At 62.6% G+C, this 17,124-nt stretch carries 15 protein-coding genes; 14 read left to right on the top strand and 1 reads right to left on the bottom strand.

The genetic code is table 11. From position 1 onward, the window contains the following. Positions 1 to 28 precede the first annotated feature (28 nt). The 14 genes from B2J77_RS15725 (at position 29) to ispD (ending at position 16,127) form a co-directional block, all read left to right on the top strand. Positions 29 to 532, top strand: coding sequence for an OmpH family outer membrane protein (locus B2J77_RS15725; protein WP_023534153.1), 504 nt, complete (start codon positions 29 to 31; stop codon positions 530 to 532). A gap of 1 nt (position 533) precedes the next feature. Beyond that, on the top strand, positions 534 to 1,589 hold the full coding sequence (gene lpxD, locus B2J77_RS15720) for a UDP-3-O-(3-hydroxymyristoyl)glucosamine N-acyltransferase (RefSeq protein ID WP_023534150.1): 1,056 nt from the start codon (positions 534 to 536) through the stop codon (positions 1,587 to 1,589). 112 nt (positions 1,590 to 1,701) lie between these two features. After that, positions 1,702 to 2,142 carry a 3-hydroxyacyl-ACP dehydratase FabZ gene (gene fabZ / locus B2J77_RS15715; protein WP_023534097.1) on the top strand — a complete coding sequence of 147 codons (441 nt, stop codon included), beginning with the start codon at positions 1,702 to 1,704 and terminating at the stop codon, positions 2,140 to 2,142. Beyond that, positions 2,139 to 2,915 carry an acyl-ACP--UDP-N-acetylglucosamine O-acyltransferase gene (gene lpxA, locus B2J77_RS15710; protein WP_027913879.1) on the top strand — a complete coding sequence of 259 codons (777 nt, stop codon included), beginning with the start codon at positions 2,139 to 2,141 and terminating at the stop codon, positions 2,913 to 2,915. The genes fabZ and lpxA overlap by 4 nt, the downstream gene beginning before the upstream one ends. Before the next feature lies 1 nt (position 2,916). Beyond that, positions 2,917 to 4,044, top strand: coding sequence for a lipid-A-disaccharide synthase (gene lpxB, locus B2J77_RS15705; protein WP_078478983.1), 1,128 nt, complete (start codon positions 2,917 to 2,919; stop codon positions 4,042 to 4,044). Between the two features lies 1 nt (position 4,045). Beyond that, positions 4,046 to 4,669, top strand: coding sequence for a ribonuclease HII (rnhB, locus tag B2J77_RS15700; RefSeq protein ID WP_058639515.1), 624 nt, complete (start codon positions 4,046 to 4,048; stop codon positions 4,667 to 4,669). Between the two features lie 174 nt (positions 4,670 to 4,843). Continuing rightward, complete coding sequence (dnaE, locus tag B2J77_RS15695; protein ID WP_058639514.1) at positions 4,844 to 8,368, top strand: DNA polymerase III subunit alpha; 3,525 nt, start codon at positions 4,844 to 4,846, stop codon at positions 8,366 to 8,368. A 106-nt stretch (positions 8,369 to 8,474) separates the two neighbouring features. Then, positions 8,475 to 9,422, top strand: a complete 948-nt coding sequence (locus B2J77_RS15690; RefSeq protein ID WP_058605311.1) for an acetyl-CoA carboxylase carboxyltransferase subunit alpha — start codon at positions 8,475 to 8,477, stop codon at positions 9,420 to 9,422. An 87-nt stretch (positions 9,423 to 9,509) separates the two neighbouring features. Further along, complete coding sequence (gene tilS / locus B2J77_RS15685) at positions 9,510 to 10,793, top strand: tRNA lysidine(34) synthetase TilS (RefSeq protein ID WP_078478982.1); 1,284 nt, start codon at positions 9,510 to 9,512, stop codon at positions 10,791 to 10,793. 270 nt (positions 10,794 to 11,063) lie between these two features. Then, a complete protein-coding gene (locus B2J77_RS15680) occupies positions 11,064 to 12,692 on the top strand; it encodes a CTP synthase (protein WP_058605313.1) in 1,629 nt (542 codons plus the stop codon). A gap of 3 nt (positions 12,693 to 12,695) precedes the next feature. Beyond that, positions 12,696 to 13,541, top strand: coding sequence for a 3-deoxy-8-phosphooctulonate synthase (gene kdsA, locus B2J77_RS15675; protein ID WP_058639512.1), 846 nt, complete (start codon positions 12,696 to 12,698; stop codon positions 13,539 to 13,541). A gap of 152 nt (positions 13,542 to 13,693) precedes the next feature. Next, positions 13,694 to 14,983: a phosphopyruvate hydratase gene (gene eno, locus B2J77_RS15670; RefSeq protein ID WP_058605315.1), complete on the top strand. Its 1,290-nt coding sequence runs from the start codon at positions 13,694 to 13,696 to the stop codon at positions 14,981 to 14,983. Positions 14,984 to 15,141: 158 nt separating this feature from the next. Next, positions 15,142 to 15,423 (top strand): cell division protein FtsB, encoded by a 282-nt coding sequence (gene ftsB / locus B2J77_RS15665; RefSeq protein WP_023534037.1) that lies wholly within the window; start codon positions 15,142 to 15,144, stop codon positions 15,421 to 15,423. Then, a complete protein-coding gene (ispD, locus tag B2J77_RS15660; RefSeq protein WP_078478981.1) occupies positions 15,420 to 16,127 on the top strand; it encodes a 2-C-methyl-D-erythritol 4-phosphate cytidylyltransferase in 708 nt (235 codons plus the stop codon). Before ftsB ends, ispD begins: the two co-directional genes overlap by 4 nt. Positions 16,128 to 16,195: 68 nt before the next feature. Here ispD and B2J77_RS15655 read toward each other — a convergent pair whose 3' ends face one another. Further along, positions 16,196 to 17,089 carry a LysR substrate-binding domain-containing protein gene (locus B2J77_RS15655; RefSeq protein ID WP_078478980.1) on the bottom strand — a complete coding sequence of 298 codons (894 nt, stop codon included), beginning with the start codon at positions 17,087 to 17,089 and terminating at the stop codon, positions 16,196 to 16,198. Positions 17,090 to 17,124: the final 35 nt, after the last annotated feature.

Here is a 17,124-nt window from a genome sequence, read left to right as displayed (position 1 = left end):
ACGACAACGGTTTATCCAGGAGTTCATCGTGCGCAAGTTGACCCAAATGGCCGTAGTGGCCGCGGCGCTGGTCGCCACCCCGGCTTTCGCCGAAATGAAGGTTGCCGTTCTGAACTATCAGATGGCCCTGCTCGAGTCCGATGCCGCCAAGAAATACGCCGTGGATGCCGAAAAGAAGTTCGGCCCTCAGCTGACCAAGCTCAAGGGCCTGGAAAGCAGCGCCAAGGGCATCCAGGATCGCCTGATCAAAGGCGGCGACAAGATGCAGCAGCAGGAGCGTGAGCGCCTGGAGCTCGAGTTCAAGCAAAAGGCCCGCGACTTCCAGTTCCAATCCAAGGAGCTGAACGAAGCCAAGGCCGTTGCCGACCGCGACATGCTCAAGCAGCTCAAGCCCAAGCTGGACGGCGCTGTCGAGGAAGTGATCAAGAAGGGCGGTTACGACCTGGTGCTCGAGCGCGGTGCGGTCATTGATGTCAAGCCTCAGTACGACATCACCCGCCAGGTTATCGAGCGTATGAACCAAGCCCGTTGATATGACCGTGACCATGACGCTTGGCCAACTGGCCGAGACCCTCGGGGCCACCCTCAAGGGCCCCGAGACGCTGCAGATCACAGGCCTTGCCACCTTGCAGGAGGCCGGGCCGGGTCAGTTGAGCTTTCTTGCCAACCCGCAGTACCGCAAGTACCTGGACGAGAGCCAGGCGGCTGCCGTGCTGCTCAAGGCGGCCGATGCCGAGGCGTTCGCCGGTCATGCCCTGATCGTTGCCGACCCCTACCTGGCGTATGCCCGCATTTCCCACCTGTTCGACCCCAAACCCAAGGCTGTGGCGGGGATTCACCCCAGCGCCGTGGTGGCCGGGGATGCCCAGGTGGATGCGACGGCCAGTGTCGGGCCTTTCGCGGTCGTTGAAAGCGGTGCGCGTATCGGCGCCCATGTCACCATCGGCGCCCATTGCTTCATCGGTGCCCGCTGCGTGATCGGCGAAGGGGGCTGGCTGGCGCCGCGGGTCACGCTGTATCACGATGTCACCATCGGCAAGCGAGTGGTTATCCAGTCCGGCGCAGTGATCGGTGGTGAAGGCTTTGGCTTTGCCAACGAAAAAGGCGTGTGGCGCAAGATTGCCCAGATTGGCGGTGTGAGCATCGGTGACGATGTGGAAATCGGTGTGAACACGGCCGTGGACCGTGGCGCGCTGTCCGACACCTGTATCGCCGACGGCGTCAAGCTCGACAACCAGATCCAGATTGCCCACAACGTGCAGATCGGGGAGCATACGGCCATGGCTGCGTGCGTGGGCATCTCCGGCAGCACACGTATCGGCAAGCATTGCACCATCGCCGGTGGCGTAGGCATGGTCGGTCATATCGATGTTTGCGACAACGTTTTCGTGTCCGGGATGACCATGGTGACCCGCTCGATCACCGAGCCGGGTGGCTATTCTTCCGGTACTGCCATGCAGCCTCTGGCTGACTGGCGCAAGAGCGCCGCGCGCATCCGCCACCTGGACGACATGGCCAAGCGTCTCCAGCAGCTGGAAAAACGCGTCGATACCGTGACCTCAGGTGGGCAGCCGACATCAGAAGGCTGATACCATTTCCTGAGCAAGAGTGAACAGTCGCTAGCTGGCTCCTCTTTGGATTGCAAAAGGAGCGTGTGGTCAGCACCTGCGCTCCCTATTCTTATACAGGCTTCCCCCCGAAATGATGGACATCAACGAGATTCGCGAATACCTGCCTCACCGTTACCCGTTCCTGCTGGTGGACCGCGTGACGGATCTGGATTACGAGGCCCAGAGCATTCGTGCCTACAAGAATGTCAGCATCAACGAGCCATTCTTCAACGGCCACTTCCCGGCGCACCCCATCATGCCCGGCGTCCTGATCATCGAAGCCATGGCCCAGGCGGCCGGCATTCTCGGTTTCAAGATGCTCGATGCCAAACCTGCCGACGGCACCTTGTACTACTTCGTCGGCTCCGACAAGCTGCGTTTCCGTCAGCCGGTGCTGCCGGGTGACCAGCTGGTGCTGGAAGCGAAGTTCCTGAGCCGCAAGAGCATGATCTGGAAGTTCGAATGCCGTGCCCTGGTCGACGGCAAGGCAGTATGCTCGGCCGAAATCACCTGTGCGGAACGCTCCCTATGAATTCGATTGATCCTCGGGCCATCATCGACCCTTCGGCCAAGCTGGCCGAAGGCGTCGAGGTGGGCCCTTGGTCGATCGTTGGCCCCGATGTCGAAATCGGGGAGGGCACCGTCATCGGCCCACACGTTGTGCTCAAGGGGCCGACCCGGATCGGCAAGCACAACCGTATCTTCCAGTTTTCCTCGATTGGCGAAGACACCCCGGACCTCAAGTACAAGGGTGAGCCGACTCGCCTTGTGATCGGCGATCACAACGTCATCCGTGAAGGCGTCACGATCCATCGTGGTACCGTGCAGGATCGCGCCGAAACCACCGTTGGCGACCATAACCTGATCATGGCCTATGCCCACATTGGCCATGACAGTGTGATCGGCAGCCACTGCATCCTGGTCAACAACACCGCGCTGGCGGGCCATGTGCATGTGGGCGACTGGGCGATCCTATCCGGGTTCACCCTGGTTCACCAGTATTGCCACATCGGTGCCCATGCGTTTTCCGGCATGGGCACGGCCATCGGCAAGGACGTACCCGCGTTCGTCACCGTTTTCGGCAGCCCCGCCGAAGCGCGCAGCATGAACTTTGAAGGCATGCGCCGCCGTGGTTTCAGCGACGAAGTAATCCATGTGCTGCGTCGCTGCTACAAAATCGTCTACCGCCAGGGCCTGACGGTGGAGGATGCATTGCGCGAACTCGAAGCGCCGGCGGCGCAGCATCCGGAGGTCGAGCTGTTCCGCCAGTCGATCGTGAGTTCGGCCCGCGGCATCACTCGCTGACATGGTCCAGCTTTGCGTAGCCCTGGTCGCGGGTGAAGCCAGCGGCGACATTCTCGGTTCCGGCTTGATGCGCGCCTTGAGGGCGCGCCATCCCGATGTGCGCTTCATCGGGGTCGGTGGCCCGCTCATGGAAGCCGAAGGCCTGCAATCCTACTTCCCCATGGAGCGTTTGGCCGTCATGGGGCTGGTCGAGGTGCTTGGTCGCCTGCGTGAATTGCTCAAGCGTCGCAAGCTGCTGGTCCAGACCCTGATCGAGCAGAAGCCGGACGTGTTCATCGGTATCGATGCGCCCGACTTTACCCTGGAGATCGAACTCAAGCTGCGCCAGGCGGGGATCAAGACCGTTCATTACGTCAGCCCATCAGTGTGGGCATGGCGGCAGAAGCGTGTGTTGAAAATCCGTCAGGGATGTGACCTGATGCTGACACTGTTGCCGTTCGAGGCCCGCTTCTATGAAGAACAGGGCGTGCCGGTGCGATTCGTCGGCCACCCCCTGGCCGATACCATTGCCCTGCAGGCGGATCGACCCGCAGCGCGCGCCGCCCTGGGGCTGGGCGAGGGTCCGGTGGTCGCCCTGATGCCCGGCAGCCGCGGGGGTGAAGTCGGGCGCCTGGGTGCGTTGTTCTTGGATGCAGCGCAACGTTTGCAGCAGCGGGTGCCGGGGGTGCGCTTCGTGCTGCCCTGTGCCAACGCCGCCCGCCGCGCCCAACTGGAGCAGATGCTCGAGGGTCGCGACTTGCCGCTGGCCCTGCTCGATGGCCGTTCGCACGAGGCGCTGGCCGCCTGTGACGCCGTCCTGATCGCATCGGGTACAGCCACCCTGGAAGCGCTGCTGTTCAAGCGGCCCATGGTGGTTGCCTACCGCCTGGCGCCGCTGACCTACTGGATACTCAAGCGGCTGGTCAAAAGCCCCTACGTGTCCTTGCCCAACCTGCTGGCGCGCCGTGCGCTGGTGCCTGAGTTGCTGCAAGACGCCGCGACCAGCGAAGCGCTGGTCGATGCGCTGCTGCCTTTGCTGCGCGACGGCACCGGACAAACCGACTCGTTCGACGAGATTCACCGCACCTTGCGCCGGGATGCCTCCAACCAAGCCGCCGACGCTGTGCTGGCCCTGCTGGAGAAACGCTGACATGCAGTTCGGTCTGGATTTCAATCTGGTCGAAGACCTGGTCGCCGGCGTCGACGAAGTGGGCCGCGGCCCCCTGTGTGGTGACGTGGTGACGGCTGCCGTGATCCTCGACCCGGCACGCCCAATCCTTGGGCTTAACGACTCGAAGAAGCTAACCCAGGCGCGCCGCGAAGCCTTGTTCGACGAAATTTGCGACAAGGCCCTGAGCTTTTTCATTGCCCGCGCCGCGGTCGAGGAAATCGATCGCCTCAACATCCTGCATGCCACCATGTTGGCCATGCAGCGCGCGGTGGAAGGTTTGCACATCACCCCGAACATGGCCTTGATCGACGGCAATCGCTGCCCGCAGCTGTCGGTGCCATCGGCGTCGGTGGTGCAGGGGGACGCCAAAGTGCCTGCGATCGCGGCGGCTTCGATCCTGGCCAAGGTGACGCGTGATCGCGAGATGGGCGCCTTCGAGCTGATCTACCCCGGCTACGGCATAGGTGCGCACAAAGGCTACCCGACGCCGGTGCACCTGGAGGCGCTGGCACGGCTCGGGCCCACACCCATTCATCGTCGATCGTTTGCGCCCGTGCGTGCCGCCTGGGGTGTGCGTGAGGCTGTGACCGCCTCGCTGATCTGATACCCGCCATTGCGCACCCAAGGGGCTCAGGCCCTGCGGGGCCGGGCTGGGCGGCTTACCCTGGCACATGCTCAGGTAGCCCTGCCGTCGCGCGGCGGCAACCGGCGCCCAAATACCCTGCCCAATTGAGCTACAATCGCGCCCTTGTCGTTTAGCACTGCTACAGGATCATTCATGTCGGTTTCCTTCGTTCACCTGCGCGTCCACTCCGAATTCTCGCTGGTCGACGGTCTGGTCCGGATCAAACCGCTGGCCAAGGCGCTGGCCGGGATGAACATGCCTGCGGTGGCGATCACTGACCAGAGCAACATGTGCTCACTGGTCAAGTTCTACAAGGCGGCCATGGGGGCGGGCATCAAGCCGATCTGTGGTGCCGACCTGTGGCTGGCCGGCGAAGATGCACAGGCGCCGCTGTCGCGCATCTGCTTCCTGGCCATGAACCCCCAGGGCTACCGTAACCTGACCGAGCTGCTCTCCCGGGGCTGGACCGAGGGCCAGCGCAATGGCCTGGTCATCATCCAGCGCGACTGGATTGCAGCGGCCAGTGAAGGTCTGATCGCGCTGTCGGCGGGCAAGGAAGGCGACATCGGCATGGCGTTGCTGGGGGGGCGCAGCGAGGAGGCGCAAGCGCTGCTGGAGGACTGGATGACCATGTTCCCCGAGCGCTTTTATGTCGAAGTCCAGCGCACCAGTCGCCCCAGGGATGAAGAGTATGTGCATGCCGCCGTGGCCCTGGCCGATCGGCTGGGTGCGCCGCTGGTGGCCACCAACGATGTGCGTTTCATCAAGCAGACCGATTTCGACGCCCACGAGACCCGGGTGTGCATCGGTGAAGGCTGGACACTGGACGATCCGCGTCGCCCGCGCCTGTACAGCGACCAGCAATACCTGAAGTCGGCCGAAGAAATGGCCGAGCTGTTCAGCGACCTGCCGGACGCCCTGGCCAACACCGTCGAAATCGCCAAGCGCTGCAATATCCAGGTGCAACTGGGCAAGTACTTCCTGCCCGACTTCCCGACGCCCAATGGCATGGGGATCGATGATTACCTGCGGCACGTGTCCCACGAAGGGCTGGAAGAACGCCTGGCGGTGCTGTGGCCGAAAGAGACCACGCCCGACTACGAGCAAAAGCGCCAGGTGTACCTGGACCGCCTCAAGTTCGAGCTGGATATCATCATCCAGATGGGTTTCCCCGGCTACTTCCTGATCGTGATGGACTTCATCAAGTGGGCCAAGAACAATGGCGTACCGGTGGGGCCTGGCCGGGGGTCGGGTGCAGGTTCGCTGGTGGCCTATGTGCTCAAGATCACCGACCTCGACCCACTGGCCTACGACCTGCTGTTCGAGCGCTTCCTGAACCCTGAACGGGTGTCCATGCCCGACTTCGACGTCGACTTCTGCATGGACGGTCGGGACCGGGTGATCGACTACGTGGCAGAGGCCTATGGGCGTAATGCCGTGAGCCAGATCATCACCTTCGGCACCATGGCGGCCAAGGCCGTGGTGCGCGACGTGGCGCGCGTGCAAGGCAAGTCCTACGGCCTGGCCGATCGTCTGTCGAAGATGATTCCGTTCGAAGTGGGCATGACCCTGGAGAAGGCCTACGAGCAGGAAGAAGTTCTGCGCGATTTTCTCAAGGGTGACGAAGACGCTCGTGAAATCTGGGACATGGCCCTGAAGCTCGAAGGCGTCACGCGCGGTACCGGCAAACACGCCGGTGGCGTGGTCATCGCGCCGACCAAGCTCACCGATTTCTCGCCCATCGCCTGCGACGAAGAGGGCGGCGGCCTGATCACCCAGTTCGACAAGGACGACGTGGAGGCGGCGGGCCTTGTGAAGTTCGACTTCCTCGGCCTGCGCACCCTGACCATCATCAAGTGGGCGATGGAGATCATCAACCGTGAGCAGGCCAAGAAAGACCTGCCCGACCTGAACATCGACTTCATCCCGCTCGATGATCGCAAGACCTACGAGCTGTTGCAGAAGGCCGAAACCACGGCGGTGTTCCAGCTCGAGTCGCGCGGCATGAAAGAGCTGATCAAGAAGCTCAAGCCCGACTGCCTCGAAGACCTCATCGCCTTGGTGGCATTGTTCCGTCCCGGCCCGCTGCAGTCGGGCATGGTGGACGACTTCATCAACCGCAAGCACGGCCGTGCCGAGCTGGCCTACCCGCATCCGGACTATCAGTACGAAGGCTTGCAGCCGGTGCTGGCGCCGACCTACGGCATCATCCTGTATCAGGAACAGGTGATGCAGATTGCCCAGGTCATGGCCGGGTACACCCTGGGCGGCGCCGACATGCTGCGCCGGGCGATGGGCAAGAAAAAGCCCGAGGAAATGGCCAAGCAGCGCGGCGGCTTCATCGAAGGCTGTGCCAACAATGGAATCGATGAAGATCTTGCAGGTAACATCTTCGACCTGGTAGAGAAGTTCGCAGGCTACGGCTTTAACAAATCTCACTCGGCGGCCTATGGCCTGGTGTCCTATCAGACGGCCTGGCTCAAGACCCACCACCCGGCACCGTTCATGGCGGCGGTGCTGTCGGCGGACATGCACAACACCGACAAGGTGGTGGTGCTGGTCGAGGAAGTGCGCACCATGAAGTTGCGTCTGGATGCGCCAGATGTGAACTTCTCGGACTTCAAGTTCACCGTCAACGACGATGGCCGCATCGTCTATGGCCTTGGCGCGATCAAGGGCGTGGGTGAGGGGCCTGTGGAGGCGATCGTCGAGGCCCGTGCCGAAGGCGGCCCGTTCAAAGACCTGTATGACTTCTGCGAGCGCATCGACCTCAAGCGCGTCAACAAGCGCACCCTCGATGCACTGGTGCGCAGTGGCGCGCTGGACCGGCTCGGCCCGCACTTTCACGACGAGATCAAGGCCTACCACGCCCACATCGACATCAACCGGGCCATCCTGCTGGCCGCACTGGGCGATGCCATCAAGGCGGCCGAACAGACGGCCCGCACGGCCGACAGCGGTCACATCGACCTGTTCGGCGGCATGTTCGACGAACCGGACGCTGACGTGTATGCCAGTTACCGCAAGGCGCGGCCACTGACACTCAAGGAACGGCTCAAGGGCGAGAAGGACACGCTGGGCCTTTACCTCACCGGCCACCCGATCGATGAATACGAGGCTGAAATCCGCCGCTTCGCGCGCCAGCGCATCATTGACCTCAAGCCGTCGCGCGAAACCCAGACCATTGCCGGCATGATCATCGCCCTGCGGGTCATGAAGAACAAAAAGGGCGACAAGATGGGGTTCGTCACCCTGGATGACAGGTCTGGACGTATCGAGGCCTCGCTGTTTGCCGATGCCTACATCACGGCCCAATCACTGCTGCAGAACGATGCGATGGTGGTGGTCGAAGGGGAGGTCAGCAACGACGATTTCTCAGGCGGCCTGCGGCTGCGGGTCAAGCAGGTGATGACCTTGGAGGATGCCCGCACAAAGCTGGCCGAGAGCCTGCGCCTGAAGGTCGCCCACGAGGCGCTCAAGGGCGATCGCCTCAAGTGGCTGGGTGAGCTGATCACCCGTCACCGCGGCGCCTGCCCGATCACGCTGGAATACACCGGCAGCGATGCCAAGGCCATGCTGCAATTTGGCGACCAGTGGGCCATCGATCCCGCAGACGGGCTGATTCAGACCCTGCGTGACCAGTTCGGACGTGAGAACGTCTTTTTGCAATACCGTTGAGCCGCTCAACATTTAATCTCGACCTGAAGGCGCCTGATCCCTTAAGGTATGGCGCCAAACGGATCAACCGGCCGGCCGCCTGGCCGTAGACCCAAGACGGATGACTATGAACCCGAACTTTCTCGACTTCGAACAGCCGATTGCCGACCTGCAAGCCAAGATCGAAGGCCTGCGCCTGGTAGGCAACGACAATTCGCTGAACATCAGCGATGAAATTGCCCGTCTGCAAGACAAGAGCAATACCCTGACCGAAAGCATTTTCGGCAACCTGACCAGCTGGCAGATCGCTCGCCTGGCACGTCACCCGCGTCGTCCCTACACCCTGGACTACCTGCAGCACATCTTCACCGAATTCGAAGAACTGCACGGCGACCGCCACTTCTCCGACGATGCCGCCATCGTTGGCGGTACCGCACGCCTGGACGGCAAGCCAGTCATGGTCATCGGGCACCAGAAGGGCCGCGAAGTGCGGGAAAAGGTTCGCCGCAACTTCGGCATGCCGCGCCCCGAGGGCTACCGCAAGGCGTGCCGCCTGATGGAAATGGCCGAGCGTTTCCGCATGCCGATCCTGACCTTCATCGACACGCCGGGTGCCTATCCAGGCATCGATGCCGAGGAACGTAACCAGAGCGAGGCCATCGCCTGGAACCTGCGCGTGATGGCGCGCCTGAAGACGCCCATCATCGCCACGGTGATCGGTGAAGGCGGGTCGGGCGGCGCGCTGGCCATCGGCGTGTGCGACCAGCTGAACATGCTGCAGTACTCCACCTACTCGGTCATTTCGCCCGAAGGCTGCGCTTCGATCCTGTGGAAGACGGCCGACAAGGCTGCCGATGCCGCCGAGGCCATGGGCATCACGGCTGAGCGCCTCAAGAGCCTGGACATCGTTGACAAGGTCATCCCGGAGCCACTGGGTGGCGCTCACCGTGATCCTGCCGCCATGTCCGAAAGCATCCGCGCCGAGCTGGTGGAGCAGCTGGACATGCTCAGCGGCTTGGACCACGACGCACTGTTGGCGCGCCGCTACGACCGCCTGATGAGCTACGGCGTCTGATCGCCCTTGGGGCCGCCTGTCGGCCCCTCGGGTGAGCCTGTATCCCAGGCTCACTCACATCCGTCACCCAGGTTGATCGAGGCCTCGATGATTGATCTCGCCCCTTGGCTATGCGCCCGTACGTGGTACGTCGCCCTCTCAGGCGGCCTCGATTCCACCGTCCTGCTGCACTGGCTCGCCGCCTACGCCCGTAGCCATCCTGCACCGCCGCTGCGCGCGATTCACATCCATCATGGCCTGCAACCCGCCGCGCAGGCGTGGCCTGCCCATTGCCAGCGTGTGTGCGATGACCTGGGCGTCGAGCTGCAGGTCATCGAGGTCGACGTCGCCCCAGGCCCGAGCCTGGAGCAGGCTGCCCGTCAGGCCCGTTACGCTGCGTTCGAGCGGGTATTGGCGGCAGGTGACATGCTGTTCACCGGCCAGCACCGCGACGATCAGGCTGAAACGCTGCTGTTTCGCCTGCTGCGGGGCGCGGGGTTGCGTGGCCTGGCGGCGATGCCGAGGGAGCGGGCGCTAGGGCAGGGCAGGCTGGTCAGGCCGTTGCTTGGTTGTTCCCGGCAACAGTTGCAAGGCTATGCCCAGGCGCATGCGTTGGGCTGGGTCGAGGACCCTTCGAATGCCGATACACGGTTTGCCCGCAACTATCTGCGCAGGGAGGTCTTGCCATCTCTTGTGCAGCGCTGGCCGCAAGCCGGGCAGAACCTGGCCCGCGCCGCCGAACACCTGGGCGAAGCCCTGAGCCTGCTGGACGAGCTGGCCGAAAACGACCTGGCGCCCGTACGCCAGGGTGCTCCTGCTGCTTGGCCTGGACTCGATTCGCTGGACCTGGCCGGCCTGCTCGCGCTTTCACCTGCCCGCCAGCGCAATGCGTTGCAGTATTGGCTCAGCCACCGAACCCGGTTGCCCGACGCGCGCCACTGGGCCGGCTGGGCGGACCTGCGCAACGCCGCGGTCGATGCCTGTCCCGTGTGGCAACTGGCCGATGGCCAACTGGTCCGCAGCCAGGGGCGCATCTGGTGGCTGAGCGGCGACTGGTTGCAAACGCCCTGTAAGGCCATGGAGTGGGAAAACGCCGATCAGCCGTTGGCCTTACCTGGCAACGGCAGCGTGCGACTTGTTGGCGCAGGCGCGCTGACGGGCCTGCGTATCGGCTACCGTCAGGGCGGGGAGTGGCTGGACATCCCAGGGCGCGGGCGACGTGATCTCAAGCGCTTGCTCAATGAACTGCACGTGCCGCATTTTCTGCGCCTGCGCCTGCCGCTGCTCTACCAAGGCGAGCGGCTGCTGGCGGTGGCCAACCTGCCCGGTCTGGCCCAGGGCGATTACTGCCTGCACTGGCAGTTGCCGACCAGCGCGCAAGGTTTGAGCTAGTGGGTACATTCGGGTAGACTACCCTCCCTTCTTGATACAGCTTCTGTGGGTTCCGCGAAAACACAGGAGTTGCCGATTACCAAGCAGTTTTTTGCTGGGCTGATTCTTAGAAATGACGAGCGAGCGCCCTGCCAGGGTTACCCCTGGTCTGTACACACGCGGCAGTTTTTCGAGATGCACTGTGATTGACGCAGGTGATCGGGGGCGTTTGCCCTCCTTCGCTATCTCCGGCGGCGCTGGCCGCTTTAACGCAGACTTCTAGGGTTTTTCATGACGCGCTACATATTCGTCACGGGCGGTGTTGTTTCTTCATTGGGGAAAGGCATTGCCTCGGCTTCCCTGGCGGCCATCCTGGAGGCGCGGGGCCTGAAGGTCACCATGCTCAAGCTGGATCCGTACATCAACGTCGACCCAGGCACCATGAGCCCGTTCCAGCACGGTGAAGTATTCGTCACCCAGGACGGCGCCGAGACCGACCTGGACCTGGGCCACTATGAGCGGTTCATCCGCACCACCATGACCCAGAACAATAACTTCACCACCGGCCGCGTCTACGAGCACGTGCTGCGCAAGGAACGCCGTGGTGACTACCTGGGCGCGACCATCCAGGTCATCCCGCACATCACCGATGAAATCAAGCGCCGCATCATCAAGGGTGCAGGCGATGCCGACGTGGCCCTGGTCGAGATCGGCGGCACCGTGGGCGACATCGAGTCCCAGCCATTCCTCGAAGCCATTCGCCAGCTGCGCGTGGAAGTAGGCTCCAAGCGCGCGATGCTGATGCACCTGACGCTGGTGCCTTACATCGCCACCGCCGGTGAAACCAAGACCAAGCCGACCCAGCACTCGGTCAAGGAGCTGCGCTCCATCGGCCTGCAGCCTGACGTGCTGATCTGCCGCTCCGATCATCCTGTCGATGCATCCTCGCGCCGCAAGATCGCCTTGTTCACCAACGTTGAAGAGCGCGCGGTGATTTCGCTGGAAGACGTCGACACCATCTACAAGATTCCAGGTGTCTTGCATGCCCAGGGCCTGGACGACTTCGTCGTCGAGCGTTTCGGCCTGCAGTGCACGGGTGCCGACCTGTCCGAGTGGGACAAGGTGGTCGACGCCAAGCTCAACCCGGAGCATGAAGTCACCATCGCCATGGTCGGCAAGTACATGGAGCTGCTCGATGCGTACAAGTCGCTGATCGAAGCGATGAGCCACGCGGGCATTACCAACCGCACCAAGGTCAACCTGCGCTACATCGATTCCGAAGACATCGAGAACCAGGGCACCAGCCTGCTCGAAGGCGCCGATGCCATCCTGGTCCCCGGTGGTTTCGGTCTGCGCGGTGTCGAAGGCAAGATCACGGCGGTGCAATACGCCCGTGAGAACAAGGTGCCGTACCTGGGTATCTGCCTGGGCATGCAAGTGGCCGTCATCGAGTTCGCCCGTAACGTGATGGGCTGGAGTGACGCCAACTCCACCGAGTTTGATCGCGACAGCGGCCACCCGGTCGTCGGCCTGATCACCGAGTGGGCAGACGCCACCGGCGCGGTCGAAACCCGCAGCGAGGCGTCCGACCTGGGCGGCACCATGCGCCTGGGTGCTCAGGACTGCCAGCTGGCTGCAGGTTCCAACGTGCATGCGTGCTATGGCAAGGACATCATCACCGAGCGCCACCGTCACCGCTACGAAGTGAACAACAACCTGCTGCCGCAACTGGTGGACGCGGGCCTGGTGGTTTCCGGTCGTTCCGAAGACGGCGCCCTGGTCGAGGTGGTGGAGTCCAAGGACCACCCCTGGTTTGTCGCCTGCCAGTTCCACCCGGAGTTCACCTCCACCCCACGCGATGGCCACCCGCTGTTCAGTGGCTTCGTCAAGGCGGCGCTCGCCCAGAAGAACAAGGCCTGATCCATGCCCCAGAAGATCATCCGCGTCGGTCACATCGATATCGCCAACGACAAGCCATTCGTCCTGTTCGGTGGCATGAACGTTCTGGAGTCCCGCGACCTGGCCATGAAGGTGTGCGAAGAGTACGTGCGGGTTACCGAAAAGCTCGGTATCCCGTATGTGTTCAAGGCCAGCTTCGACAAGGCCAACCGGTCCTCGGTCACCTCCTACCGCGGCCCTGGTATGGAAGAAGGCCTGAAGATCTTCGAGGAGATCAAGCGTACCTTCAACGTGCCGGTGATCACCGATGTGCACGAGCCTTACCAGGCCGAGCCGGTAGCCAAGGTCTGCGACATCATCCAGTTGCCGGCTTTCCTGTCGCGCCAGACCGACCTGGTGGTGGCGATGGCCAGGACCGGTGCGGTGATCAATATCAAGAAGGCCCAGTTCCTCGCACCCCAGGAGATGAAACACATCCTGACCAAGTGCGAAGAAGCCGGTAATGACCAATTGATCCTGTGCGAGCGTGGTTCGAGCTTCGGTTACAACAACCTGGTCGTGGACATGCTCGGCTTCGGTGTCATGAAGCAGTTCGAATACCCGGTGTTCTTCGACGTGACCCATGCCCTGCAGATGCCGGGTGGACGTGCCGACTCCGCTGGCGGGCGCCGCGCTCAGGTGACCGACCTGGCCAAGGCTGGCATGAGCCAGGGGCTGGCAGGGCTGTTCCTCGAAGCTCACCCCGATCCGGACAACGCCAAGTGCGACGGCCCGTGTGCCCTGCGCCTGGACAAGCTGGAGCCATTCCTGGCTCAGCTCAAGCAACTGGATGACCTGGTGAAAAGTTTTCCGACGGTAGAAACCGCGTAAAGCACTTTTCTCGGGTAAAGTACCGTCCGATTCACCCCTGACCACTCGGTCAGGGGCTCCCTTCGCCGGGCCTGCCACAGCATCCTCGTCCGGTGAACGGCAAGAATTTTCTAAGCTGCGTTGTTTTCGTCAATTCTGGAGTGCTTACAACAATGGCAAAAATCGTCGACATCAAAGGTCGTGAAGTTCTCGATTCGCGTGGCAACCCCACCGTGGAAGCCGATGTACTGCTCGACAACGGCATCATCGGCAGCGCGTGCGCGCCGTCCGGTGCTTCCACCGGCTCGCGCGAAGCGCTGGAGCTGCGTGATGGCGACAAGAGCCGTTACCTGGGCAAGGGTGTGCTGAAGGCTGTCGCCAACATCAATGGCCCGATCCGTGACCTGCTGCTGGGCAAGGACCCTTCCGACCAGAAGGCCCTGGACCACGCCATGATCGAGCTGGACGGTACCGAGAACAAGGCCAAGCTGGGCGCCAACGCGATCCTGGCCGTGTCCCTGGCGGCTGCCAAAGCGGCTGCCCAGGATCAGGACCTGCCCCTGTACGCCCACATTGCCAACCTCAACGGCACTCCAGGCCAGTACTCGATGCCGGTACCGATGATGAATATCATCAACGGTGGCGAGCATGCCGACAACAACGTCGATATTCAGGAGTTCATGGTCCAGCCGGTGGGTGCCAAGACCTTCTCCGACGGCCTGCGCATGGGGACCGAGATCTTCCATCACCTCAAGGCCGTGCTCAAGGCCCGTGGCCTGAACACTGCTGTCGGTGACGAAGGCGGCTTCGCCCCTAACCTGGCCTCCAACGAAGACGCTCTGGGCGCCATCGCTGAGGCCGTCGAGAAAGCCGGCTACAAACTGGGCACCGACGTGACCCTGGCCCTGGACTGCGCCGCCTCCGAGTTCTATGAAGACGGCAAGTACAACCTGTCCGGCGAAGGCAAATCGTTCGACGCCGAAGGCTTTGCCGACTACCTCAAGGGCCTGACCGAGCGCTTCCCGATCATTTCGATCGAAGATGGCCTGGACGAGTCCGACTGGGCTGGCTGGAAAATCCTCACCGACAAGATCGGCGAGAAGGTGCAACTGGTCGGTGACGACCTGTTCGTGACCAACACCAAGATCCTCAAGGAAGGCATCGAGAAGGGCATCGGTAACTCGATCCTCATCAAGTTCAACCAGATCGGTTCGCTGACCGAGACCCTGGAAGCCATCCAGATGGCCAAGGCCGCCGGTTACACGGCCGTGATCTCCCACCGCTCGGGTGAAACCGAAGACTCCACCATCGCCGACCTGGCCGTGGGTACTGCGGCCGGTCAGATCAAGACGGGTTCCCTGTGCCGTTCTGACCGCGTGTCGAAGTACAACCAATTGCTGCGCATCGAAGAGCAACTGGGTGCCAAGGCGGTTTACCGTGGCCGTACCGAGTTTCGCGGCTAAGCAAGAGATGGTAAAAAGACAGCAGCCGGAGCTGTAGGAACGTTCGTACCGTAACTTCCTACGTTCCATCGGGTTTCTGTCTGAGAAGCCTGGCCTAGGCCAGGCTTCGTGCTATCTGAGACCCTGAACCAACAGGGTCTTTCAACCTGGATATCTTGATGCGCAGTCCTTATTGGTTGTTCCTGGTCCTGCTTCTGCTGCTGGGCGGCCTGCAATACCGTTTGTGGGTAGGCAATGGCAGCCTGGCGCAGGTGGCCGAGCTCAAGCAGCAGATTGACGAGCAGCATGCCGAGAACGAGCGGCTGCTGGAGCGTAACCGTGTGCTCGACGCCGAAGTGCTGGAGTTGAAAAAAGGCATGGAAACCGTCGAAGAGCGTGCCCGCCACGAGCTGGGCATGGTCAAGGAAGGCGAAACCCTCTTTCAGTTGCCCCAGAAATGAGTGAACGCTTGCCGGCCTTCTGGGCCGTGATTCCTGCAGCGGGTGTGGGCGCTCGCATGGCTGCCGATCGTCCCAAGCAATACCTGGAGCTGGCAGGGCAGACCATCATCGAGCACAGCCTGGCGTGTTTTCTCGACCACCCCTCCCTCAAGGGGGTCGTGGTCAGCATCGCTGAACACGACCCGTACTGGCCCGGCCTTCGGTGCGCCAGCGACCCGCGCATCCGCCGGGCTGCCGGAGGGCGCGAGCGTGCTGATTCGGTGCTCAATGCCTTGTTGTTGTTGCATGCCCAGGGCGCGGAAGATGATGACTGGGTGTTGGTGCACGACGCGGCGCGGCCCAACCTGGCACGCAGTGACCTGGACAAGCTGCTGGCTGAATTGGCAGATGATCCGGTGGGCGGCCTGTTGGCCGTACCTGCCCGTGACACGCTCAAAAGGGCCGACGGCCACGGGCGCGTCAGCGCCACGGTTGACCGCAGCACCATTTGGCAGGCCTATACACCGCAGATGTTCCGTTTGGGGGCGCTGCATCGGGCACTGGCCGAGTGCCTGGTGTCGGATGTGGTGGTGACCGATGAGGCTTCGGCCATCGAATGGTTCGGTCAATCGCCACGGCTGATCGAGGGCCGCAGTGACAACCTCAAGGTTACGCGCCCTGAAGACCTGGAGTGGCTGCGCCAGCGCTGGAGTGGGAGACGTTGACCTGGGCCGTTCACCTCGCCAGTGATTGAATCAGGCTGCCAGCGCCCGCCATTGTGGCTGAGCGCCGGTCATGCCCGATACTCCGGCAGACCTGCCAGGCCCTCTTTCAGATAGTCCACCAGGCGCCGCACTTTGGGCGACAGGTGCCGCTGCTGCGGGTACAAGGCCCACACCGCCGTATTGGGAGGTTGGTGGGCTTGCAGCAGCGGGACCAAAGCACCGCTGTGCAGGTGTTCGAGCACGTAGTAATCCGGCAGTTGGCACAAGCCGATGCCTTGAAGCGCCGCGTCCAGCACCGCCTGGCCGCTGTTGCACCGCCAGTTGCCCTGAACGCGCTGGCTGATTTCACGCCCCTCCATTTGCAACGCCCACACATCCGAACTGCCTATCAGGCAGTTGTGCCTGGCCAGTTCCGACAGGCTGTGCGGCCTGCCGTAGCGCGCCAGGTAGCCTGGCGAGGCGCACACGTACATGCGCCGGGGTGCCAGGCGCGTCGCGATCAGGCGCGAGTCGGCCAGGCGACCGAGGCGGATGGCCAGGTCCATGCCTTCGTGCAGCAGGTCCAGGGTCTGGTTGCTCAGTTCGACGTCCACCCTCAACTGCGGGTACAACGCCATGAAACGGGTGACCAAGGGCACGATGAAGCGCTCGCCATAGGCCACGGCGCACGTCATGCGCAGCAGCCCCTTGGGCTCGCTGGCCAGATCGCCCATCGCCCGCAGCGCTTCCTCGCGCCCGTCCTGCAAGCGCTGGCAGTGCTGCAGAAACGTCTGGCCGGCCTCGCTGAGCGTGACTTTTCGTGTGCTGCGATACAGTAAGCGCGTCTGTACGCGTTCTTCCAAGCGCGCTATCTGCCGGCTTACATGGGAAGAGGACACGCCCAGCCGTTGCGCTGCCGCCGTGAACTGCCCCAATTCGGCCACGGCAACGAATTCATCGATGCCCTCCCAGCGGTTATTCATGATTATCCCTGCACGGCAATAATGTTTTGTCTTTC

Source organism: Pseudomonas parafulva, from assembly GCF_002021815.1.
Lineage (GTDB): Bacteria > Pseudomonadota > Gammaproteobacteria > Pseudomonadales > Pseudomonadaceae > Aquipseudomonas > Aquipseudomonas parafulva_B.
This window is presented reverse-complemented; position numbering and strand designations above follow the sequence as displayed.